19 protein-coding genes are annotated in these 24,225 nt (G+C 57.7%); 15 read left to right on the plus strand and 4 right to left on the minus strand.

Annotated features, from left to right (window positions below):
* Positions 1 to 984: T9SS type A sorting domain-containing protein (locus ABIL25_01715; protein ID MEO0080993.1), on the plus strand; the 984-nt coding region annotated here is incomplete at its 5' end.
* Positions 985 to 1,029: 45 nt separating this feature from the next.
* Here the strand turns inward: ABIL25_01715 and ABIL25_01720 are convergent.
* Positions 1,030 to 2,184, minus strand: coding sequence for an MFS transporter (locus ABIL25_01720; GenBank protein MEO0080994.1), 1,155 nt, complete (start codon positions 2,182 to 2,184; stop codon positions 1,030 to 1,032).
* Positions 2,185 to 2,390: 206 nt separating this feature from the next.
* Between ABIL25_01720 and acs the strand changes: the two genes are divergently transcribed.
* From acs to ABIL25_01745, 5 genes are all read left to right on the plus strand, one after another.
* Positions 2,391 to 4,295: an acetate--CoA ligase gene (acs, locus tag ABIL25_01725; protein ID MEO0080995.1), complete on the plus strand. Its 1,905-nt coding sequence runs from the start codon at positions 2,391 to 2,393 to the stop codon at positions 4,293 to 4,295.
* Positions 4,296 to 4,409: 114 nt separating this feature from the next.
* On the plus strand, positions 4,410 to 5,678 hold the full coding sequence (locus ABIL25_01730) for an OFA family MFS transporter (protein ID MEO0080996.1): 1,269 nt from the start codon (positions 4,410 to 4,412) through the stop codon (positions 5,676 to 5,678).
* An 81-nt stretch (positions 5,679 to 5,759) separates the two neighbouring features.
* Entirely contained in the window at positions 5,760 to 7,043 is a 1,284-nt protein-coding gene (locus tag ABIL25_01735; GenBank protein ID MEO0080997.1) for an NADP-dependent malic enzyme, read from the plus strand.
* Positions 7,044 to 7,208: 165 nt separating this feature from the next.
* Positions 7,209 to 7,922 carry a YggS family pyridoxal phosphate-dependent enzyme gene (locus tag ABIL25_01740; protein MEO0080998.1) on the plus strand — a complete coding sequence of 238 codons (714 nt, stop codon included), beginning with the start codon at positions 7,209 to 7,211 and terminating at the stop codon, positions 7,920 to 7,922.
* A 116-nt stretch (positions 7,923 to 8,038) separates the two neighbouring features.
* The gene (locus tag ABIL25_01745; protein MEO0080999.1) at positions 8,039 to 8,449 is read left to right on the plus strand and encodes a metallopeptidase family protein; all 411 of its coding nucleotides are present in this window, start codon (positions 8,039 to 8,041) and stop codon (positions 8,447 to 8,449) included.
* A gap of 65 nt (positions 8,450 to 8,514) precedes the next feature.
* On the opposite strand, the gene ABIL25_01750 is transcribed toward ABIL25_01745, so the two are convergent.
* The gene (locus ABIL25_01750) at positions 8,515 to 10,242 is read right to left on the minus strand and encodes a T9SS type A sorting domain-containing protein (GenBank protein ID MEO0081000.1); all 1,728 of its coding nucleotides are present in this window, start codon (positions 10,240 to 10,242) and stop codon (positions 8,515 to 8,517) included.
* Positions 10,243 to 10,811: 569 nt separating this feature from the next.
* Between ABIL25_01750 and trpS the strand changes: the two genes are divergently transcribed.
* From trpS to ABIL25_01775, 5 genes are read left to right on the plus strand one after another with little or no spacing between them, the layout of a single operon-like run.
* Complete coding sequence (gene trpS, locus ABIL25_01755) at positions 10,812 to 11,867, plus strand: tryptophan--tRNA ligase (GenBank protein MEO0081001.1); 1,056 nt, start codon at positions 10,812 to 10,814, stop codon at positions 11,865 to 11,867.
* A gap of 18 nt (positions 11,868 to 11,885) precedes the next feature.
* Positions 11,886 to 12,557, plus strand: coding sequence for a 2-C-methyl-D-erythritol 4-phosphate cytidylyltransferase (gene ispD / locus ABIL25_01760; protein ID MEO0081002.1), 672 nt, complete (start codon positions 11,886 to 11,888; stop codon positions 12,555 to 12,557).
* On the plus strand, positions 12,554 to 13,780 hold the full coding sequence (dxr, locus tag ABIL25_01765) for a 1-deoxy-D-xylulose-5-phosphate reductoisomerase (GenBank protein MEO0081003.1): 1,227 nt from the start codon (positions 12,554 to 12,556) through the stop codon (positions 13,778 to 13,780). The genes ispD and dxr overlap by 4 nt, the downstream gene beginning before the upstream one ends.
* Positions 13,780 to 15,348 carry an RIP metalloprotease RseP gene (rseP, locus tag ABIL25_01770; protein MEO0081004.1) on the plus strand — a complete coding sequence of 523 codons (1,569 nt, stop codon included), beginning with the start codon at positions 13,780 to 13,782 and terminating at the stop codon, positions 15,346 to 15,348. The genes dxr and rseP overlap by 1 nt, the downstream gene beginning before the upstream one ends.
* A complete protein-coding gene (locus ABIL25_01775) occupies positions 15,345 to 16,589 on the plus strand; it encodes a hypothetical protein (GenBank protein ID MEO0081005.1) in 1,245 nt (414 codons plus the stop codon). The genes rseP and ABIL25_01775 overlap by 4 nt, the downstream gene beginning before the upstream one ends.
* Positions 16,590 to 16,674: 85 nt before the next feature.
* On the opposite strand, the gene ABIL25_01780 is transcribed toward ABIL25_01775, so the two are convergent.
* Positions 16,675 to 16,917, minus strand: a complete 243-nt coding sequence (locus ABIL25_01780) for a NifU family protein (GenBank protein ID MEO0081006.1) — start codon at positions 16,915 to 16,917, stop codon at positions 16,675 to 16,677.
* Positions 16,871 to 17,941, minus strand: coding sequence for a tRNA 4-thiouridine(8) synthase ThiI (locus tag ABIL25_01785; protein MEO0081007.1), 1,071 nt, complete (start codon positions 17,939 to 17,941; stop codon positions 16,871 to 16,873). The genes ABIL25_01780 and ABIL25_01785 overlap by 47 nt, the downstream gene beginning before the upstream one ends.
* A 218-nt stretch (positions 17,942 to 18,159) precedes the next feature.
* Between ABIL25_01785 and rocD the strand changes: the two genes are divergently transcribed.
* The 4 genes from rocD to ABIL25_01805 are packed head-to-tail and all read left to right on the plus strand — an operon-like array spanning position 18,160 to position 24,209.
* On the plus strand, positions 18,160 to 19,359 hold the full coding sequence (gene rocD / locus ABIL25_01790) for an ornithine--oxo-acid transaminase (protein MEO0081008.1): 1,200 nt from the start codon (positions 18,160 to 18,162) through the stop codon (positions 19,357 to 19,359).
* A 60-nt stretch (positions 19,360 to 19,419) separates the two neighbouring features.
* Positions 19,420 to 20,613, plus strand: a complete 1,194-nt coding sequence (folP, locus tag ABIL25_01795; GenBank protein ID MEO0081009.1) for a dihydropteroate synthase — start codon at positions 19,420 to 19,422, stop codon at positions 20,611 to 20,613.
* The gene (cdaA, locus tag ABIL25_01800; protein ID MEO0081010.1) at positions 20,613 to 21,371 is read left to right on the plus strand and encodes a diadenylate cyclase CdaA; all 759 of its coding nucleotides are present in this window, start codon (positions 20,613 to 20,615) and stop codon (positions 21,369 to 21,371) included. The genes folP and cdaA overlap by 1 nt, the downstream gene beginning before the upstream one ends.
* A gap of 3 nt (positions 21,372 to 21,374) precedes the next feature.
* Complete coding sequence (locus ABIL25_01805) at positions 21,375 to 24,209, plus strand: DUF2723 domain-containing protein (GenBank protein ID MEO0081011.1); 2,835 nt, start codon at positions 21,375 to 21,377, stop codon at positions 24,207 to 24,209.
* The last annotated feature ends 16 nt before the right edge of the window (positions 24,210 to 24,225 follow it).

The raw sequence follows: 24,225 nt of genomic DNA on the forward strand, positions 1-24,225 counted from the left end.
GCCGAGACCTACGTGGCGGACCGGCATTTCTCGCAGCCGGCCTCAGGCACGCCGAATACCGACCTGGTGCCAGTTGACAGCCTGCGGCCGGTGGTGCCGCCGGTGGCCGGTGATGAGCATTTCCGGGGCAGTTATTCAGACGCGGGCCATCCTTCGGCCAAGGGTCTAAAGATTACCCAGAACAGCTATCAGGTTGCGAGTTCAGGGTACGATGACTTTGTCGTGGTTGTAACCGACATTGCCAACAACGGCAGTTCGGCAATGAACGGGTTGTATGCTGGTGTGTTTGCGGACTTTGACGTCGGTTCGACGCCGACCGCGAACGTGTGTTCTTCAGACGTTTCACGGCGGTTCACGTTCATGCGACAGAGCTCGAGTGCGAATCCGTGTGTTGGCGTGAAGATACTGGCGCCGACGTCGTATGCGAATCTGGCCGCGGTTGACCATGCGCGGTACGTGTATCCGGATTCGGCAATGACCGACGGGATGAAGTGGCGGTTCTTGAATGGTACCGTGGTGCAACCGAACTCGAACCGGGCATATGACTGGTCGGTGTGCGTGTCGGTTGGGCCGTTCGATCTGCCAGTGGGAGCGAGTCAACGGTTTGCGTTCGCGTTCTGCGGCGGTGCCGATGGTGCCCAGGCCCGGGCCCATGCGGATTCGGCCCAGTCGTGGTATGACCGGAACGTCGGCCTTGCCGAAGAGCGCCGACCGAGGCAGGCAAGCGCGGCCCGTCCGCTTTTCCTGTCGCCGAACCCGTTCTCGAATGGTACTTTTGTACACTACTTCACGGCTACGGCCGGAGCGGTGGAACTCACCACGTACGATGCGAGCGGACGCGAGGTCGAGCGAGTCCTGTTTGACGCCGATAAGGGAAGCAGCCGTTACTTCTGGCAGCCGAGGAGTCTCGCACCAGGAATCTACTTCCTGAAAGTCAGGACACCGGAGCGCGAGTCGGTAGCCAAGGTGCTACTGCTCGATTGACCTGGAACCGAACTTCATTGGGGCGCCTTCGGGCGCCCCAATGCTTCAAAGCACCAATGCCAGACCCAGTGCGGCCGCCAAGCCCAGGACCCCGCCGAACCAGAAGGGCGCTCGCGGCCCCCAGAGACCCCAGAGAAGGCCGGCAGCAAGAGACGCAGGCAGAAGTCCGATACCAACCAAAGTAGAGTGAAGGCCAATGAAGGTAGCGCGTTGAGCTTGAGGCGCAATATCGGCGACAAACGCTTTTTCCAGACCTTCGGTCAGGGCGCTATACACTCCGTACAGACCGAAAAGTAGCCAAGGCAGCCACGCATAGTTGCCCGGGCCAAGCACGGCGAACCCGACGTACACGAGTCCGTACACAGCGTAGCCTGCGACAAGAAGCCGTTTGCGTCCAATCGCATCAGCAATTCTACCTGCAGGCCAGGAAAGCAACCCGTAAACGATGTTGTAGAGGAGATAGACCGCTAGGGTGTTGACGATTGTGTAGCCGACTGTCTTCGTGCGCAGAATCAGGAATTGATTTGATGAGTTACCAAGCGCAAATAGCCCCACCACAAGGAAGAACCAGCGCAGCCGGACTGGAAGATCGCGAAAGCTTAGTCGTACTGATCGGGTGCCGGTCGGACCGCTCCGGGTCTCACGCACCAGGAAAAGCACTGCTACGCCGAGCGCTTGCGGTACCAAAGCAAGAAGAAATACCGGCAGAAAATCGGCTCGTTGCGGGACGAGCGGGAAACGTGATACGAGCAAGATGGCAACAGCAACACCGGCAGCCGCACCGATGGTGTCCATGGCACGGTGCAGACCGAACGCGGCACCGCGTTGACCCGCCCGGGTTGAGTCGGCAATGATTGCATCACGCGGAGCAGTGCGGATTCCCTTTCCGACTCGGTCAGCTAGACGACCGGCAAACACCATGCCCCAGCCCTGAGCTAGATAGAACAGAACCTTGCCTAAGGTCGAACCGGCATATCCAAGAATCGCCAGCGGCTTGCGCCGACCTGCCCGGTCTGACACCTGACCGGAGAACACCTTGAGCAACGACGCGGTGCTCTCACTGAATCCCTCAATGAGTCCGAGTGCGGACCACGGACTGCCGGTCAGGGTTGTGAGAAACAAAGGAATGAGAGGGTAAACCATCTCGGTCGAGAGGTCGGTCAGAAAACTTGTAATGCCTGTGATGATGACGTTGAACATCGCCGAGCGAGTATAGAACGACCGGCAGTTCCGTCAAGGAGGGTAGAATGCGCCAGTTTCATTCCCACTTCGCCGCTTGACACCATGGACGCTCCCAATATACTGACGCTCCGGTTATCCCTGCAATAGCCGGGCAAGCTAGGCCGTAACCGAATACATAACCACGCTGCAGACGCACGTGGCCGATACATAAGGAGGAAACCGTTATGGCGCAGACTGAGCTGTTCCACCCGCCCAAGGAGCTGGTGGAGAACTCAAACGTAATGGCCTTCATGAAGAAGCACGGCATCAAGGACTACGATGACCTGCTCAAGCGGGCCGAGAATCAGGAATGGTACTGGGCCGAGGTGGCCAAGGAACTGGAGTGGTTCAAGCCTTGGGACAGGGTTCTGGACGACTCAAATGCTCCTTTCTTCAGGTGGTTCATCGGCGGCAAGTTCAACATCACCGTAAACTGCCTAGACCGGCATATGAAGACCAAGGCCAAGGACAAGGTCGCCTACATATACGAACCTGAGCCTCTTGACCAGAAGGTTGAACGTTGGACCTATGCTCAATTGTACCGGGAGGTGAACAAGCTGGCTAACGCGCTGAAGAAGCTCGGCATCAGGAAGGGCGACCGAATCACCATCTTCATGCCGATGATTCCACAGCTACCAATCGCAATGCTTGCTTGCGCTCGAATCGGCGCAGTTCACTCTGTGGTGTTCTCCGGTTTTTCGGCTGGCTCGCTGCGCGACCGCATCCAGGACGCCGAAGCTAAGGTGCTCATTACCGCCGACGGTGGGTACCGACGTGGCAAGTTGGTCACGCTCAAAGCCAATGCCGACCCAGCCTTGGCTGAGTGTCCCTCAATCCAGCATTGTATTGTGTTCAAGCGGGCGGGCAACGAAGTCCAGATGAAGCCGGGACGTGACCTTTGGTGGCACGAGATCACCGCCCACGAATCTGACGAATGCCTGCCCGAACAACTGGACGCAGAGGATATGCTGTACACTCTGTACACATCCGGAACTACGGGTAAGCCCAAGGGCATCGTCCACGTTCATGGAGGATATGCGGTCGGTACCTACTCAACGCTGAAATTTGTCTTTGATATCAAGCCAGCTGATATCTACTGGTGCGCGGCGGACATCGGCTGGGTCACCGGTCACTCCTACATTGTTTATGCACCCCTGATGAATGGTGCGACGTCAGTTCTGTACGAAGGCGCACCCGATTTTCCGGCTCCGGACCGCTGGTGGTCCATCATCGAACGCGAGAAGGTGACGATTCTCTACACTTCGCCTACCGCAATCCGGATGTTCATGCGCTTCGGTGAGGAGTTCCCAAGAAAGCACAATCTGACTTCGCTCCGACTTCTGGGTTCGGTTGGTGAACCCATCAACCCCGAGGCCTGGCGATGGTACCGGGAACACATCGGCGGCGGTAAGCTGCAGATTATGGACACTTGGTGGCAAACCGAGACCGGCACATTCATGATCTCGCCACTGCCGATAACACCTTTGAAGCCCGGTTCAGCTACCAAACCTCTACCCGGCATCCTTGCCGACGTATTCGACCAAAACGGCAAGCCGGTGAGACCGAACGAGAACGGTTTCGCAGTACTACTAAGGCCGTGGCCTGCGATGCTGCGCACCCTGTACAAGGACCCTGAGCGTTACAAGCAGGCATACTGGTCACGCTTCCCTGGTGTTTACCTGACTGGTGACTCATGCACCAAGGACGAGGATGGTTACTTCTGGTTCCGGGGCCGGGCCGACGAAGTGTTGAACGTCGCCGGACACCGGCTCGGCACCGCCGAAGTCGAATCTGCCCTGGTTGCGCATCCCGCGGTTGCTGAGGCCGCGGTCATCGGTGTACCGCATGAAGTCAAGGGCGATGTCCCCAAGGCTTATGTCACCCTCAAAGTGGGCTTCGAGAAAACAGAGGCACTCAAGAAGGAGCTGATTGACTGGGTTGGCAAAGAAATCGGCGCCATTGCCAAACCGGACTCAATTGAGTTCCGGGACAAGCTGCCCAAGACTCGTTCCGGCAAGATAATGCGCCGGCTGCTTAAGGCCGAAGCCTTGGGCAAAGAAGTCGGCGACATCTCGACCTTAGACGAGTAGGAGCTAAAGCATACGGCCGGCGGCTCTCGGCTGAAGAGACAGCAGGCACGCAGCGCTACGCGTTCCTGGTGTCTTCAACGAACCGCGGATGCATTTTTGAGGAGGTAACTGACGATGGGTGAACCTAGAACCTACAACCGTTGGTTGATTGTTGTCGGCGCCATACTTGTTCAAGTCTGTCTTGGCGCCATCTATGCGTGGAGCGTGTTCCGCAAACCCCTTGAAGCCGAACTGAACATTTCACCTACCCAGGCATCACTTCCCTTCTCGGTCGTACTCATCTTCTTCGCTCTGGCGACCGTTGCCGGCGGCCGGCTTCAAGACCGGTTCGGACCCAAGGTCGTAGCGATTATCGGCGGAATTCTCCTTGCGGCAGGGATGATTCTGGCAAGCCTCGCCCGCGGTATCAGCATGCTGGTGGCCGGGTACGGTATCGTCTCCGGCATCGGCATCGGCTTTGCCTACGTCTGTCCTATCGCCGCAGGTGTCAAGTGGTTTCCGGACAAGCGTGGGCTGATTACCGGGCTTTCGGTTGCCGGGTTCGGAGCCGGTGCGTTCTTCGTCGCGCCCCTAGCTGCTGGACTCATCGCCGGTACGCCCTACAACCTTCTTGGAGCCAGCCTATTCGACCTACCGCGTCTGGGTGTGTTTCCTACCTTCCGGTGGCTCGGACTCGCATATCTGGTCCTTGTGGTGCTCGGCGGTCTGCTTCTGCGCAACCCGGAGCCAGGCTACCGGCCAGCCGGCTGGAACCCACCCGCCCCAAGACCTGGGCAGGCGGCACACGCAGACTTCACATCAGGACAGATGCTTTCTACCTGGCAGTTCTGGGCCATCTGGCTGATGTACTTCGCTGGCTGCGCCGCGGGTCTGATGATGATTGGCCAGACCTCGCCAATCGCCCAAGAGCTGGCCAGGTTCGACAAATCGGTTGCGGCCATCGGGGTGTCGGTTCTTGCCATCTTCAACACCCTGGGTCGCATCTTCTGGGGCCGCATCTCCGACTCCATCGGACGCTCCCGAACCCTGTTCTTGATGTACCTCATTAATGCGGTTGCGGTGTTCGGCTACTTTCTCATTCCGGTCGCGCCGGTGGTATTCTGGTTCGCCATCGCACTGGTCGGCGCAACCTTTGGCGGATACCTTGCCATCTACCCGGCGGTCAATGCCGATTACTACGGCACAAAGTATGCCGGAGTCAACTACGGCCTCATCTTCACGGCGTACGGCGTCGGCGGACTTCTGTCAAACATCTTTGCCCCGCGGGTCAAGGAACTGACCGGCAACTACAATTTTGCATTCATTCTCACCGGAGTACTGTGTGCCGCGGCCGCGGTCGCGAGCTTCTTGCTTCGGGCTCCAACAAAGAGAAACAGCAAATAGAAAGGAACTGACGTGAAAAGGTTGTCCCAGTCTGAAATAGACCAACTTGTTGCCAGAGCCAAGAAACCATCAGAGGACGCGATGAAGTTGCACCCGTTCTACCGGGGCAAGTACCAGACCGTACCCAAGTGCTGTATCCGTAACTTTGACGACTTCGCCATCTGGTATACACCGGGCGTTGCCGCACCCTGCAAGGACATCTATGCACATCCCGAGATGTCTTTCCAGCATACCAACCGAGCCAACACAATCTGCGTACTGACCGATGGCACGCGGGTACTTGGTCTGGGCGACATCGGGCCTGAGGCCTCAATGCCGGTAATGGAAGGCAAGGCACTGCTCTTCAAGTACCTCGGCGGCGTTGACGCGGTGCCGATTGCGCTACGTACCAAGGACTCAGACGAATTCATCCGTACTGCTAAGCTCCTGGAACCATCGTTCGGCGGCTTCAATCTCGAGGACATCGCCCAACCCAAATGCTTCCGCATCCTGGACACGCTCCGAGCGGAGATGAACGTGCCTGTCTGGCACGACGACCAGCAGGGCACAGCCGCGGTCACCTATGCCGGACTCGTGAACGCCTTGAAGTTCGTCGGCAAGGACATCGGCAAGGTGAAGGTAGCAATGCTTGGAGCCGGAGCTTCGAACATTGCCATATCGCGCGTGTGCATCAAAGGCGGCGTCAATCCGGGAAATATCATTATGTGCGACTCAAAAGGCACGCTGCACAAGGGGCGTACCGAGCTTCAGACCGAATTCAAGGAAAAGTGGCATATGTGCCAGATTTCCAACAAATGGGACGTGCGAGGTACCATTGCCGATGCCATGAAAGATGCAGACGTACTTATAGCACTTTCCACACCCGGCCCCGGCGTGGTAAAACCAGAATGGATAAAGTCCATGGCCAAAGATGCAATCGTGTTCGTCTGCGCCAACCCGATTCCAGAAATCTGGCCGTGGGAGGCGATCGAAGCTGGAGCACGGGTGGTTGCGACCGGTCGCTCAGACTTCCCAAACCAGGTAAACAATTCCCTCGGATTTCCCGGTATCTTCCGTGGTGCGCTGGATGTGAACGCCCGTACCATCACCGACGAAATGTGTATCGCCGCTGCGCTCGAACTTGCTAAGGTGGCCGAGGACCGCGGTCTGCGCGAGGACTATCTCGTACCGACGATGGACGATTGGGAGGTATTCCCGCGTGAAGCGGTGGCGGTCGGAATGAAGGCAATCGAACAGGGCGTGGCACGCATCAAGCTGACTCGTGATGAACTGATGGAGAAGGCAACGACCACAATCAAGCAGGCCCGCGAGCTGACCCAGTGGATGATGAAAGAAGGCTTCATTCCTGAACCACCCAGAGCCTAGCTTCTCGGAACCTGTAAGGCGGGCGGCCAAGGAGGGGCCGCCCGCCGCTGATTCAAGAACTCATCTGCTACCGACCTTCTGACTGGTGCCGGACTGGAACTACCAAGACCTAGCGGTTCTCTGCATCGCGTCTCACATCGAGTTCGACAGCATGCTTGATTCTGAATGTACGGAATCTATACTCTGAACATGAGCGTGGCTGAGAACCTACGTCTGCTGGAACAGCGTATCAGAGCAGCCTGCAACCGGGCGGCACGCAACCGCAGGGACGTCACTTTGGTCGCAGTGGCCAAGACACGCACCGCAGACGAGGTAACCGAAGCAATCCAGGCCGGTGTCACTGACATTGGCGAGAACCGAGTTCAGGAGGCAGCCGCGAAAAAGCCACTGGTACGCCTTTCGGCAAATTGGCACCTTATCGGTCATCTGCAGACAAACAAGGTGAGAAAGGCTCTGGAGTTGTTCTCCGTCATCCAAAGCGTGGACTCAGCTCACCTTGCCTACGAACTTAATCGCCGCTGCGAGCAGCAGAATAGACATGTCAGTATATTCATTGAGGTGAATACTTCAAATGAGCCAACCAAGTTCGGTGTTCGGCCTGACGAGCTTGACGGTCTGGTGCAGGAAGTGACAAGACTCGGACGGCTCGAACTGGCCGGGCTGATGACCATCGGCCCGGGCTGGGCAATCGAGGACCCCGAGGCATCCCGCCCCTGCTTTCAACTGCTGCGTCGTCTGCGCGATGAGATGCGCCAGCGTTTCTCGATACCATTGCCTCATCTCTCGATGGGTATGTCTTCGGACTTTGAACAGGGAATAGAAGAAGGCGCGACCATCATTCGGATCGGCACAGCCATATTCGGCCCGAGGCCTGGATGACGGGTCCCAAGTCCCGATGACCGACCAAGGGCCAGCTCGCAAGACCCAATCTTGCGCATCATCGTCCAGCCCACCCACTTTTCCACCATTAACTACTGGCCATCGGGTATTCGACCTTGAAGACTGAACGGTTTGCCGAGCTTGTGGAACAGGCCGTAGCCAGCATTCCGGATTACTTTAGAAAGCGGATTGAGAATGTTCAGATCGACATCATGCCGCAGGCGTCACCTGACCTGGCCCGAAGTCTTGGCCGACACCCGATGCAGCTTCTCGGCGTGTATCAGGGTATTCCGTACAGGCGCCGCGGACCCTGGTATGGCAATGTTGTGCCGGACCGGATTCTCATTTTCCAGGTTCCAATTGAACGCCAGTGCCAAACTGAAGCCGATGTCAGGAGTCTGGTCCGCAAGGTAGTTATTCACGAAGTCGGGCACTATTTCGGTCTTTCGGACGAGGAACTGTTCCGGCTCCAAGCTGAGGCTGAGCGCGCCCCGCAAACCCACGAGGCAGACAAAGCCGGGATGTAGGATACCATCCGACAGCCAGGCGGGGCGCATTTCGCGCCCCGCCTGAAGGAATTTGCAGACCCTGTTTAGTGCTCCAGTATCAGTTTGTGAGTTACCGCCGCATCCTCGGTCTCAAGCCGCACAAGGTAGATACCAGAGGCAAACTGCTTCGCATCCAGCGTCACCGTACCAAGTAGTCCTCTTGGTGTACTGTACAGGTTACGCACCAGACGGCCGGTCGCGTCATACAGATTGACGCTTACCGCCTGGAACCTCGGCACCTGCCACTTGATGGTTGCAACCCCACACACCGGATTCGGGTAGTTCGTGATCCTGAGCGTTGGCTCATGCACTGGTGAGACGCCCTCGGCGACACCAACTCCGCCCTGGCACGAAGCCGAGGTAAAATACTCACCCATCGTCCAGGCGGTCCAAGCACCGGGTTGACCATAGAAACTCCGGCCATTGGAGGTATCATCTGCGCACGAGGACGGGTGACCACCGGTATGAACCGGCCGGACCGAAATGTAGAACTCGCCCGAGTTGAATATAAGGGTCGAGTCGAAGTCAACCGCAACAATCGGACCAGGTGTACCAGGTGCTGCCTCAACCGTGTCGGACTCGTACAAGAGCGTCGAGCCGTCACCCGCATAGACCTTGACCGTGAAACTGGAATCAGGCCACGGGTAGGATGGATGGAGATAGAACTGGTGTCGCATCCGGAAGAGACCTACCGGGTATGTCAGGCCGAAAGTCGCAGGATTGAACTTGGTCGCCCGCTCCCTGCCGCCCCAAGTCAGCCATGTTAGGCGGTTGAAGTTCGCGTACTCAATCCACCTGGCAACACTCAGGTCGTAAGTGATGGTATCATCCGCTGGCCACTGCTCGCCTGCGGCCTCAACCCACGATGTGATACGGTAGTTCCCAGAGGTCTGCGGGATGACCCAGGCCGGGGTGAAATTCATCTGCGCAGTCTGACCCCGGTTCAGGACTGTGGTGGTGTTCACCGTATCCTCATAGGTATAGCCCTGCGGCCCTGCAATACGCACCCGGACCGGCGTTCCAACCGGCAACGGATTGTTGCCCAGGTTCTTTATCATTGTCCGGATGTAGAAGTTAATGCCCGGAACCGTGTCTGGCGGCATATTTGAAGCAAAGTACATTGCGGTCGCATTCACGTTCTGTGGACTCCAGTCGAGCACCGCCCTTATCAGCCACTCCCCACGTCGTGCATCCTCGGCAAACCCGTCGGTTGAGGAATAGGTCCACTTGCGGTGTGAGGCCGCGTTGTTGAAAGCGTCAATCGAGAGCCCGGGACATATCGGATACGAGTCAACCTGAACGTAGAAGATATAGAAGTTCGAGCCCACGACCGGGCTGCCAATCGGCACGTAGTTCCACTGGCCACGCACAATCGTCAGCTCGCTTGATGCCCAGATTTGAGTTCCAGGCGAACCTCCCGGGCCGTCGTCAGCGAAAACTTTGACCAGTGCCTTGGTACCGCCCGGCGTGGGCCAGCCGGAGTAGAAGTGAATCAACGCACCAGCCAGCGTGACGTTGTCTGACGGACTAATGAACTTCATGCCCCACCCGTTGCCACCCTTCTGCCAAGCCCAGGCCGAAGCCGGTGTGCCGTCATCGTACTTGAAAGTATCAACCGCCGGCATGAAGAGCTCCGGGACCTGAGGAAATATTCCCGGCTCAGGGTTGGGAATGTTGTAGTGGACACAGGGAGACGGCCCAATCCACTGCTCGGTACCGGCCAGACCCAGGCCTAAGGCGACTGCCAATAAGAGGACGACTAGCTTACGCATTACTGCTCCTCCTCACAATACCTGTTCTGCAGGCCTTCTTGCCCTCGAGACCGCGCGGGCCTTCGGCGATCGCGGACCGATTCTACGTCCGCCGGGCAAGCAATGATAACTATCCCTCCTGGCGAGTCAAGCACCGGCTACGACAAGATATGTGTACTCATCGGCAGAGATGAAAGAGTCCTTGGCAGCCATGGCCTTTCTGCGGCTACCATTGCGTCTCATCCCTTGGATAAAGAGAATACCTTAGGTAGCCCGTTCTCGATCCCGAAAGAGCCCAAGACCCTCCTGACGAAATCGTCTCCTTCCTGGGTAGAATGTCCCCGAGGAGAGCCCAAGAACCGCCACAGACCATTGCGTCACCCTGAGCGACTGAAGCGAGTCGAAGGGCCCCTCAGGCGAGATTCTTCGCTCCGGCCTTCCGCCGCCGCTCTGAATGACAGCATAGGGCAGGTGAAGCCAATCCTCGTATCCTGCCAGCCACGATCAGCCTGTATCCGTCACTCCCTGTCGGTTCGCAAGCGAGAATAGCGCTGTTGACCACCCGGGACGCACCGGTATAATCCCATCTCGTGGCAAAGAAGAGAATCCTTACCGGCGACCGACCGACTGGCCCATTGCACCTCGGCCACTACGTTGGTTCCGTCGCAAACCGAGTCAGCCTTCAATACGAATATGATACCTTCATCATCATCGCCGACCTACAGGCGCTGACGACCAATTTCGATCGACCCGAACGACTGAGAGAGGACGTCCTCAACGTCGCAATAGACAACCTGGCCTGCGGTCTGAACCCGTCACACGCTACGCTGTTTGTCCAATCGCTCGTGCCGGAGATTGCTGAGTTAACCGTCATCTATTCGAACCTGGTAAGCGTGCAACAGCTCTCCCACAATCCGACTATCAAGACTGAGGCCGCTCAGTACAACTTCGGCGAATCCATGCCTTATGGATTCCTCGGATACCCGGTCAGTCAGGCCGCGGACATCACATTCTGCCGTGCCCAGCTTGTACCCGTTGGCTCAGATCAGCTCCCCCACATCGAGATGACGCGTAAACTAGTCCGGAAGTTCAACGCCACCTACGCTCCTGTGTTGATCGAGCCGGAAGCTAGGGTCAGCCACGTACCTCGGCTCGTCGGCCTTGATGGCAACACTAAGATGTCCAAGTCGCTAGGTAACGCCATCTATCTCTCCGATTCACCGGAGGAGATTCGGCGCAAGGTGTCAATTGCTGTCACCGACCCGGCCCGGATTCACCCGACCGACAAAGGACACCCCGAGGTCTGTGCGGTGTTCGCTTACCACCGAGCTTTCAATCAGGACTCCGAACACAGCCTGCATGATGACACCCCACGTAGCACGGAAATCGAGGAACAATGTCGAGCCGGAACGATCGGCTGCGTACCTTGCAAGAAGCTCCTTGCGGACGTGCTCAATCGTTTCCTCGAGCCGATTCGCCAACGCCGGTCTGAATATGAGAGAAACCCCGACCTTGTCCTCGACATTCTGTCTGCCGGCTCGGCCCGGGCCCGGGCCGAAGGTCAGACCACAATGGCGCTCGTCCGAGAAGCGATGAGAATGAATTACTTCCGAAGCCGAGTGGGTCAGCAACCGGATAGCAGATAGCGGATTGTGTATCGGTGCATGCAGTCGGCAGCCGGAGAGTGCTTCGGGCTTGTCGTGGCCGCGGGCCGAGGAACCAGATTTGGTGGCCTGAAGCAGTTCGCACTCCTCGGCGGTCGGCCGCTTCTAAGCTGGTCCCTAAACGCATTCGAACAATCAAAGAGTGTCGTCGGCGTTGTCGTAGTTACAAATCGGCCGAAGATACCGTTTGTCCACACGCTCGTCCAACGGTCGGGATTCGGCAAGGTCTTGGCCATCGCTCCCGGTGGCAGGACGCGCTCTGCCTCTGTACGCAACGGACTTGCCTCCCTGCCAGCACACGGACTGGTCGCCGTACACGACGCGGCTAGGCCCTTTGTCAACGCACAGATGCTTGACCAGGGACTAGCCAAATGTATCCGTCGTGGTGCAGTAACCTACGGCTATCCATTGTCCGACGCGGTCAAACGCGTGTTCAGAGGCCGCATCACGGAAACAGTCGCCCGACGAGGACTCTACGCGGTTCAGACACCGCAGTTCTTCCGGCTTGAATTGCTTCGCCGCGCCCACGCAAACTCCCGAGGCACCGACGCACCGGATGACTGCGCTCTGGTCGAATCGCTGGGGTACCGGCCACTGGTGATTCCTGGTCCGCTGACCAACTTCAAGATAACATCAAGGGCTGACCTTGCCCTCGCTCGGAGACTCTTGTGAGACGGCGCCGGATTGCAGTGTTCGGCTCGACCGGTTCAATCGGAAAGGCAACCCTAGACGTAATAGGACATCTTTCAACGCGTTTCGAGGTGTCGGTCCTTGTCGCCCATAGTTCATCCCGCATCATCGCTGCGCAGGCGCGTCGTTTTCTGCCCAGTATGGTCGTTCTATCTGACCAAGAGGCCTGCGTCAGAACCCGACAACTGCTCGGCCCCGGCTTCCGAGTTGAATCGGGACTTGGACCGATGCTCGATGCCGCTACCTCGGCCAGGACTGACATCGTAGTTATGGCCATGTCCGGGACTGCGGGCGTTCTGCCGGTCATGGCTGCCCTGGAACGCGGCAAGCATGTATGTCTTGCAACCAAGGAAATCCTTGTCAGCTTCGGCTCTGAGGTGACAGAAACTGCACACCGGTACGGTGCCCAGCTACTGCCGATTGATTCCGAGCTTGCCGGACTTCATCAGTGTCTTGAGCACCGGTCGAGGGAAAGTGTACGCAAAGTCATACTCACTGCCTCCGGTGGCCCTTTTAGGCGGACCGGCCCGCCAGAACGGGCTGCCGCCAGCCAAGTGCTCGCCCATCCAACATGGCGCATGGGCCGCAAGGTTACCGTTGACTCAGCCACACTCATGAACAAGGGACTAGAAGCAATCGAGGCTGTAAGGCTCTTCGAGCTGCGGCCGGAGCAAGTCGAGGCTGTAATCCATCCTCAGTCTATTGTGCACGCCCTAATCGAATTCCAGGACGGGTCACTCCTCGCCCAGCTCGCAAACCCTGATATGCGGCTGCCCATTCAGTACTGTCTCACCTATCCCGAACGACTGGACTCGGTTATCCGGCCACTGAACCTTTCCCGAGTTGGACGACTCGAATTCGCGGCGGTTGAGGAACGCCGCTTCCCATGCTACCGGCTGGCCCGGTCGGCGCTGAGACTGGGCCCGGCCGCGACCTGCGTTCTCAACGCTGCAAATCAGGTGGCGGTTCAGGCCTTTCTTCAGGGCCGGATTGCATTGGGCGCGATTCCGCGCATAATCTCGCGCACAATGCTCGCTCTCGGCGTTGCGAAGAAGAATGTCGGCCGCAGGTCGGTCAGGGTTCTCCTCCGCCTGGAGCAGAAGGCGACGACCTACGCGCACTGTCTCGTGCGTTCGTGTCCGGCACCAGGCGGCTGTCCGCCGCACGCGGAGAACCGTAAAGCGGTCCGGGACAGTCGTCAGTGATGCTCTCCTCAGTTGTTCTCGTCGTGCTGCTGGTCAGCGTGCTCATCATCATCCACGAGTTCGGTCATCTCGCCGTCGCCAAGCTTTCGCATATCCCGGTTGAGGTATTCTCGGTCGGATTCGGACCGGTTCTAATCCGCAGGAGGTTTGGTGAAACCGAGTACCGACTCTCCGCCATCCCACTCGGGGGGTTCATCAAGATGGCCGGTGAGGAAGAACGCGCGGGCCCGGGGCCCGAAAGTCCTGCTCTGCTAGGCAAACCCGGATACATGGACAAGCCGCTCGGTATCAGGGTAGCAGTTATCGCTGCGGGACCCTTGTCGAACCTTCTGCTCGGATTTGTCCTCTTCACCGTAGTGCTTGGAATCTTCGGTCAGGACTATACCCCAGCGACCATCTACGCTCCGGATGGTTCCCTTGCCGCTGCGGTCGGGCTAAGGACCGGAGATATTGTTCGTGCCGTCGCCGGCCAGTCAGTAACGGACTTTGCCGACCTGGAGACGCACCTTGCAAACAACGCCGGCAGGACAGTCAGCCTGACCGTCGAACGGAACGGCGATACAACTATGATCGAGTACCCTGTTCCAGTATCGTACTCAACCTCAGAGATGCCGCCAGTTGTCGGCGCTGTTGCTCCTGGAAGCCCGGCTGAAGAAGCCGGGCTCACGCAGGGCGATACCCTAATTGCACTCGATGGCGAACCGGTCACCACGTGGCAGGAGTTTCAGAGAAGGATCACCAGTGGTGAGCCCAGAACTGTAGTAGTGGAATGGCGCAGCCGCGGACGACACCACACAGCCGCAATCCAAACAAGACCTGACACGGCGCTGCCGGGCGCGCCACCGAGAATCGGAGTCCGAGTAGACGAGTCCTGGGTACTAGCCCAGTTTACCGGTGCGCGCGTCGGTTCCGTCCGGCATCGAAGTCCGGCGGCAAATGCAGGCATCAAACCCGGCGATTCCCTCATCACAGTAGGTGGCCGGCCGATAGTGCGCTGGCAGGACTACCTAGAGGTGGACGCAGAACTTGATGGCGTTGATTCAATCGAGGTCGTCTGGACACACAACGGCCAGCAAATGTCGGCCTGGGTCAAACCACGGTCAAGACCAGACCAGTTCTCCCGCGAGCGCCTCGGATTGCTGCATCTCCGTCACGCCAGCCGACTCGGCCCACTTGCGCTAGTCGCTGCGGCTGCTACGCGGACCGGCTCGGTCATGCTCACCATCTTTAGAATCGTCGCTCGTGCCGTAACCGGTGACCGCGAAGCTCGCGAGGGCATCGGCGGCCCAGTTGCTGTTGCCCAGATTACCTATGGCGCCGTTGATTGGGGTCCACATCTCTTCTTGAGTCTTTGGGCATTGCTCTCTGTGAACCTTTTTGTCGTCAACATGCTACCCGTTCCCATACTCGATGGTGGCCGAATCCTTCTCGACTGCATTGTCGCAATCCGCCGCCGCCGCCTCACTGACCGAGAGCTCACCTGGGCCAGCAACATCGGCTGGCTCCTGATCGGTACACTCGTTCTCTTCACACTTTTCAACGACATTCTCCGGCTCATCCGGAAGTGAAAATCCTCTGTCTGGCTCTTGCTTGGAATGAGCAACGCTTCATTCCAGGCCTTCCAGCTCGCGGTGCTCGGTTGTTTCTGTGGCCAGACCCGGAAGTATGTCGGCTTGCCGGACTCGTCACCCAGACCGACGAGTTCCACTACCAGGACCAACGAGTTGAACCACTGAAATGGGACACGGACGTGGACCTGTGTCTGGTACGTGCTGATTTTGGACACGATGCCTCCGCACGCGAGATATGGCTGGCCCTGAACCAATCTGGTGTTCCGTTTCTTTTCTTCGGTCCGCTCGTTACCGCACTTGACCCCAGAGCCCCAGATTGGGCCGAGCGCCGGGTCGTCGGTGACATAATCAACGTCTGGACGCTGATCAGAGAGGACGCTACCAAGCGACGTCTGAAGCCGGTGTACCGTGCCTCGACTCAGCCGCGGCACGCGCCCGCTCGGCTTGACCTAGTCCTCAACCGCGAAATGAACGCCGAGCATCGGATAATGAACTTTGTGCGGGGATGCTCTTGTCCCGACCCCGTGCACCGATTCTGCCCTGAACGTCTTTACTACGGTACTGCCCGTCTCACGCGGGACTTGGACGAAATCGTCGGCGAACTCCTGGACCTCCCCGGCAAGCATGTTCAGCTCATGGATGACGACGTTGCGTCGGACCCGGGTTATTACTCTGAAGTGTTCACCGCGCTTTGGAACTACCGGCGCCACTGGACTGTCAACGCCAGCGATGCCCTGTTTCGCTACCCTCAACTTATTCGGCTCTTGGGCAAAGCTGGCACCAAGACCGTTTTTCTCAACGAGACTTTCCTACTCGGCCGCCTGGGCCGAGCGGTGACCGAATACCGGGTGCTGCGCCACCTATACCGCCGGGTCAAACTCCTCCAGTCGCGCCGGATGCTGGTCGGTGCCAGAGTCTTTATAGAACTAGGTTCCAAACCGCGTGACTACGAAAGGATCGCTCTCGCCCTCAAACGCATGGACCTTGACTTCATCGAACCCTGTTTTGCCCGAATGGACGAGAATGGTCACTGGCAGCGCGTCCAGGTGTCGTACCGACCCGGACTGACCAAGTCTGACCCGGCCTGGGTCAAGCATCGATTCTACACAATGGGCTCAATTCTTAGCCGGTTGGCACGTCGGCCGCGACGGGTCGGATTCTACACGACGAGCAGATATCTCCTCCCCTACAGTCTGGCCTACAGACAGAACTTTCTTGAAGGAATTCCCGGCCCCTAGACTTCGCTGATCTGAGCGAATCCTTTTCCGCGAGAGCAAACACAGACCATCCAGTCGGCGGACCGGGCGTCCGGCTTTCTTCAAACTAGGGCACCGGTTCGACCCGGACAACCTCGGGCACGTTCTTCTTAAGCGTAGCCTCGACCCCGATAGCGAGCGTCATCGCCGCAAAAGGACAACCGGCGCAAGCCCCGGTCAACCGCAAACGTACCACGCCGTCGTCGGTAACCTCAACCAGCTCCGCATCGCCGCCGTCGGCCTGAAGTCCGGGTCGTACCTGCTCAGCCAGGATCCGGCTCACCTTTTCTTTCGTCTCGGGTAGCATCATCTTCTAATGTTTTGTCCTTCTTCGACGCCTGAATCAGCCATAAGTCGGCCTCTTCTGTTGAAAGCGCCTTTACTTTCATCACTCTTCCGGCACACGCCACTGCAACCGCCTTACCAGCCGGAGCATCGGCATAACGCGCGCACAACCTCGCAGCGACTTCAACATCCCTCTTCGTCTTCCTACCACCCCGCACTAACACAACCGGTCCTACTACTTCGGCCGGTTTACACACAACATCATCAGCAAGCTTGAGCTTTTCTAGCTGCTCGTTCTCATCCTGGTTCCGACCGACTACCACCTTGGCGCCACTCTCCAATCGGAAGTGCCGTCCGACACTCAGGAGTTGCCGGTCGGCGGGCTTGAGCTGGTCAAAAGTAGCGGCATCCTTCACGCGGGCACCAAAGTTTGCATCAATGAGAAGACAGCCCCCGGTCGGCATCGGATAGTCAAGGATCCCGAACTCAGAAGCGAGCCGGATCTGCCGACGTCGGCCATGACCCTTGAGGTCCAGAAGCCGTTCCCGCCGGACAATGCCGGTCAGCTCCGGAATTGTCGGCTCAAGCAGCTTGGCCGAAAGAGGACGCAACAGCCGACCTTCGACACGGGCTTCCCTTCCGAGAAGTTTCAGCGAACGCTTGTTCTGACAATGAGCGCGCTGGCCCAGCACTTCGCCGGTGAAAACGAAATCCGACCTGGTCTGCTGGGCCAGTTCGCGGGCTTTCACCAGCATGTAGAGCATGCAATCCACACATGGCGCCATGCCCCGCGAGTATCCGTGCGTCGGGGCCTTGACAATGTCAAGGTAATCTTCGCCAACATCAACCGACACGAGACTAGCACCGGCTGATTCTGCAATCTGCCGTAACCGCTCGTCAGAAAACTCGTGAGGCGGCGCAGGGAACGGTACTCGAAAATGAAGCGCAATTACCTCGATACCCTGTTCCGTCATCAACTTGGTAGCAAGGATACTGTCGAGGCCGCCAGAAAACAATCCAACTGCTTTCGACCTGCGGCTGGGGATCACAGGCTATCAGCCCCTTCTACAGGCAGACGGGCGGGCAGCAAGATTATCGAACTCTGTTGGTTCTCTGCTCGCGAGTGACCCTCGGTAAACACAACGTCGGAATTCTAGCAGCCGCCTCCAAACTGTCAAGGTTGGTTAGTAAAAGGATTGACCGCTGCAGCCATGCCGCTACAATTCAGTTGCCGGACTAACAATCCTAGCTAGGAAAGGAACCAGTCATGCATACTCAAGAACACATAATGCTGGCCGAAACATACAGTGCCAGGAACTACGAACCGCTGCCGGTGGTACTAACAAAGGCCCAGGGAGTGTGGGTTGAAGACGTCGAAGGTCGCCGCTATCTGGACATGTTGTCGTCCTACTCAGCCCTGAATCAGGGACATCGCCACCCGAAGATAGTCAAGGCGCTGTGCGACCAGACCGAACGGCTGTGCTTGACCTCACGGGCGTTCCATCACGATCTGTTCGGACCTTTCTGCAAGCTTATCACCGAGACCTGCGGGTTCGAGCAGGTACTCCTCGCCAACACCGGGGTCGAGGCGGTTGAGACCGCAATCAAGGCGGCCCGCCGCTGGGGATATGCAATAAAGGGCGTTGAACGAGACAAGGCGGAAATCATTGTCTGCGAAGGCAATTTCCACGGGCGGACAACTGGCGTCATTGCATTCTCGACTGAGAAACTGTACCGGGACGGATTCGGACCGTTTTCGCCCGGGTTTCGAGTAATTCCCTACAATGACCTCGAGGCGCTGAAGCGTGCGATCACGAAGAACACGGTCGCGTTCCTGGTTGAACCGATTCAGGGCGAGGCTGGCATCAATGTACCCTCAGACGGATACTTGGCCGGCGCACGGGAAATCTGCTGCCGGAACAATGTGCTACTGATACTCGACGAAATCCAGACCGGGTTGGGACGAACAGGGAAGCTGTTCTGCTACGAGTATGAGGCTGCGAAGCCGGATATCCTGGTCGTAGGCAAGGCGCTAGGTGGTGGATGTTTTCCGATCTCCGCCACACTAGGATCAAGAGAGCTGATGAACGTGGCGTTCTGCCCTGGCAACCACGGTTCCACTTTCGGCGGCAATCCTCTAGCCTGCGCGGTGGGCATTGCCGCGCTAAACGTGGTCATCGAAGAAAGGCTGCCGGAGAACTCATTCGCAATGGGCGAGTACCTGCGGACTGAACTGCGCACACTCAATTCGCCGCACGTGAAGGAAATTAGAGGCAGGGGACTACTGGTCGGCGTGGAAATCAAACAGGAATCCGGTCCGGCTCGGTCCTTCTGCGAACGGCTCGCCGAGCTAGGGGTGCTCGCCAAAGAAACTCACGGGACAGTCATCAGACTTGCCCCCCCATTGGTAATAACGCGAGAGGAAATGGATTGGGCATTGGAACGCATCGCCAAGGTCATCAAATAGCTTCGACACGCGCATTTCCCTCGATCCTTGACATTCGCAAGCATTCGGGTATAAGTTCACGTGCGGATTCTGACCCTCTACCACAAGTTTGATTTGGAAGCTGAACTTGCCCGGGTTGGCGCGGACCCGTGCTCGTGGTCAATATTCGCGGCCAAACGTGAAGCGCTAGCCCTATGGGTCAATCGGCTCTCGACCGCCGGGGCCAATATCCTGAAACAGACTGCGCTCGCGTGTGGTGCCGACTGTGCGGTTCACCGCGACGTCGCGTCGGGCCGAGTACGCCACAGCGACGCCGTACTATTCGGCACACGGCGTCAACTTCTTGGACTATGCGCCCGACTGGCCAGCCAGCCGGAGTGTGTTGCGCGGCTTGTGCCAGAGCTGCGCACGCTGCTGGAGCGTGCCAGCGGATGCTTCGGTGCAGTCCGTCTTGGCAAGAAGGAGATTGACCTCGGAGCCAGGACCTTTGTGATGGGCACCCTCAATGTCACACCGGATTCGTTCTTTGACGGCGGCCGCTTCCTTGACCCCGACGCAGCCTTTCGCAGGGCCATGGAGATGGAGCAGGATGGCGCGGACTTCATTGACATCGGAGCGGAGTCAACCCGACCGGGTGCTAGACCGGTTGCGCCCAAGGAGCAGCTCAACCGGCTCCTGCCAGTGCTACGCCGGATACAGGGCAAGGTCCGTGTACCAATATCGGTGGACACGACAAGTGCTACGGTAGCACGTGCAGCGCTCGACGCCGGCGCGCAGATGGTCAACGATATATCGGGCCTGGCATTCGATGAAAACATGGCCCGCGTGCTGGCAAGAACTGGTGTCCCATGTGTGGTTATGCATATACAGGGCAAGCCGAGAACCATGCAACGCCAACCGAAATATCGGAACCTGATGCAGGAGGTCATTGATGGCCTTGACGCAGCAATCGGCCGCGCAGTCGAAGCCGGGGTTAGGCGTGAGCAGGTGATCGTGGACCCGGGCATCGGGTTCGGCAAGCGACTGGAACACAACCTCGAGATTCTGCGCCGGCTTTCGGAGCTCCGGTCTCTTGGACGACCGATACTCGTTGGTCCATCACGCAAGTCGTTCATTGGTGCAATAACTGGACTGGGCCCGGAGCAACGGCTGGAAGGCACACTTGCGGCCACCGTGCTTGCAGCAGTAAACGGCGCAAACATTCTCAGGGTTCACGATGTGAAAGAAGCGGTGCGAGCTCTGAGGGTCGCAGATGCTATTACCAGGAAGGCCTAGTGCTGTCCTTCATCAAGCTACGCGCAGTGGACTTAGTAGACATTCTAATTGTCGCACTCATCGCATTCTACTTTCTGCGATTCCTGAAGGGTACGCGAGCAATAAGGATGCTTTACACTCTCTTCTTCCTCGTAGCGGTCTCACTTGTTGCGCGATGGCTCGACTTCAAAGCACTCGGACTAATCGTGAACTCGCTGACTACGCTGTGGATCGTGGCATTCGTCATCATCTTTCAACCTGAGATTCGTAACATCCTGGCCAGGGTGGGTCGGTACCGACCGCTCCGCTTTCTCCTGAAGCAGGAGGCTACTCGGGAGTCGCTGGAGGAGCTGGTCGAGGCGGCGATGCTACTAAAGGAAAGCCGGGTCGGTGGACTGGTGGTAGTTGAGCGAGACATCGGCCTGAAGGAGTACTCGGACACCGGAACGAGGCTGGACGCCCGGGTGTCAGCAGCCCTCATCGGCTCGATTTTCACCCCGCCATCGCCGCTGCACGACGGTGCAGTCATTGTGGTCGGTGACCACATCGTTGCGGCCGGATGCACCCTGCCGCTGAGCGACGTTACCTATCAAGACGGGTTCTTGGGAATGAGACACCGAGCTGCGCTCGGCATTGCGACTTTGACTGACGCCGTGGCGATTGTGATTTCGGAGACGACCGGCCGCATAAGCTTCGCCAATCGGGGGAAACTAGTCGTCAATTTGACTGCCTCGCAACTGCGATATAATATGACCCAAGCGTTACTAAAGGAGGCCTAGCTCATGACTGAGCGCCGTGTGCGCATTTTCGTTTTTGCGCTGATTCTCGTTGTCGTCGGCGCAGTATATCTGTACAGCGTTGCGCCGACAGCTTCTTTCTGGGACTGTGGTGAGTTCGTGGCCTGCACCTACATCCTTGGCATTCCGCATCCACCTGGTACCCCACTGTTCGTCGCAATCGGGCGCCTGTTCACGCTACTGCCAATTGCCCGCGAGCCGGCGTTCCGGGTGAACTTCATTCCGGTTCTGTTTGGCGCCTTGTCCTGTGGGCTGATCTACCTTATCGTGCTGAAACTCATCTCCTTGTACTCTGACCGAGACCGCTTCACCTGGCTGAGGCACGTCGCGGCTGCTTTTGGGGCGTTGGCGTGCGCTTTCGCATATTCGTTCTGGGACAACTGCGTTGAGGCGGAGGTATATGCACCCTGCGCTTTTGTCGCCCTCTCGGTCCTCTACATGGCCATGCACTGGCGCACCAGGGTTGAGACTACGGCCGGGGACAACCGGTTGATACTGCTGGCGATATACATGCTGTTTCTGTCTACCGGGATTCACTTTACGCCGATGCTCGTCGTGTTCTCCGTCGTAGTTTTTGCTCTGCTGGTTGACCGTGACTCAGTGATTCAGCTACGACTGTTCGAGTTCCTTACCGGGTTTCTTGTCATTCTCAGTGTCAACGCCATGACCGGCGATGGCGCCGAAGCGGTAATTCTCAAGGTCGTGGTCGCGGCCTTGATGCTGGCCGCAGCCTACTTCGGCATTCGTATCATCGAACGTTCCGAGCGGAACCTTTCGGTTCTCTGGGGACTGGGTCTTCTGTTTCTCTCTTTTGTCATCGGCTACGCCGCATCAGGTGGTGACGTAATGGACAATGCGGTGCTGCTCCTGGCCTCGCCGATGGTCGCACTGGTCGAGATGTGGGTACACGCCAGGTTACTCGTTGCTCTCCTCGTACTCGGGTATGCCGGCTACCTCTACTGGCTGCACACCCAGGGCAAGCTTAGGCCCAAGTATGTTGCACTGGCACTGGGGCTGATACTGGTTGCGAGTTCTGTCCAGTTTTTTCTGCTGATCCGAGCCAAGGCCGGGCCGGCGATAAACGAGGTTGACCCCTCGCGCTGGAAAGACTTTGTCTCAGTACTGCGGCGCGAGCAGTACGACCCGATGAAACTGTACCCGCGTAAGACAATGTTTCTGACCGAGGACGACTACCGTCAGGAGATTAACGCACGCTACAGTCTCCTGGTTGGGTATTTCGAACAGGTCAAGTTCTACCTGCGCTACTTCCTGTGGCAGTGGGGCAACGAACGGTTCTTTGACATATTCCTCGGCGTCAAGTGGCAGGCACTCTTGGGTCTGATTCCGCCACTGCTAGGACTCTGGGGCATGTGGCACCAATTCAAGAATGAGAAGAAATCCTTCGTTCTGATATTCATTGCTTTCCTTGTTGCCTCAATCGGGCTTGTAACCTATCTCAACCTCAAGTATTCGCCCTCGGATCCTCGGCCGCATTTGAAATACCGCGAGGTGCGCGAACGTGACTACTTCTACGCCTTCTCGTTCGTCTTCTACACGATATTCATCGGTGTCGGCGCGTACGCATTCCTGCGTTGGGCAGCCAAAAGGCTACGGTTCCGCAGGGTCCTGGCGATCAGCCTGGCCGGCTTGACAACTGCGTACGGCTTTGTGCCAATGTTTCTAAACTACGACACGGTCACGCGTCGACATAACTGGATACCGGCCGAATACGGCTACAATATGCTTATCTCCTGCCCAGGCGAACACGCCGTCCTATTCACCAACGGTGACAACGACACGTTTCCCCTGTGGTTTATGCAGACCGTGCCATCAGTAGTGGCCGGTCTAGACCCAAACTTTGGGAAGAACGTGGCGGTGGCGAACTTGTCGCTCCTGAATACAAACTGGTACTGCCGACAACTCAAACGGTGGGGAGCGCCGATTTCCTTTACCGAGGCTGAGATCGATCGATTGCCCCAAGGCTTTGTCGGCAAAGATGGCCGGACCGTTCTGCTCAAGGACATCATGATAAGAGACATCGTCGCAACAAGCGGCGGGGTGAAACTCAAGTGGCCGGACGACTATGGTTCCTCGCCCCAGGAGTTCATGGTGAAGGTATTTGCGCCCGGATACCGGCCAACTACGCCAGTTTACTTCGCAACGACAGTCTCAAGTGACAATCTGAAGGACGTTGAACCATATCTGAGACTTGAGGGCCTGGTGAACCGTATCGTACCGGAACGGGGAGACCGGCAGGTTGACGTCGAGCGCACGCGCCAACTTCTGTTCGAGGTGTACAAGATGAACTCAATGCTCGACCCCCGTGTAAAAAAGGACGACAATACCCGGGGACTACTAATTAACTATGCGGCGAGCTACCTCGCACTGGCCCTCGAATATCAGAAACAGGGCAAGACCCGGGAGGCGCAGGAAGTAATGACCAAGGCGCTGGCGTTTGATCTTGACCCGGAGCGGAAGATTCCGCTGTTCTACCATCTTTCGGTGTTTGCGATGCTGAACTCGGACTACGACAATGCGTTACGCTACCTTGATTCGATCGAAGCTCGAGGGTTTGAAGACCCAGAACTGACAATGCGACGGGGCCTCGCGTACCAGGGAAAGGAAGAGTTCGAGCGGGCCGAGCAACAGTTCCTCAAGGCGGCCGAGCTGTCTCCGAACCGGCCCGAGCCGGTACAGGCACTCTATCGGCTGTATCTTGAGATGAACGATACGGCAAAGGCGCGGCAGGTGATTGAGAACTGGCTCAAGCGCGCACCCCAAGACAGCATTGCCCGCGAACTCCTTAAGGATATTTCATAGAGGAGTCCATGGCGTG

The sequence above is a fragment of the candidate division WOR-3 bacterium genome (assembly GCA_039801365.1).
GTDB lineage: Bacteria > Hydrothermota > Tepidihabitantia > Tepidihabitantales > Tepidihabitantaceae > JBDRUN01.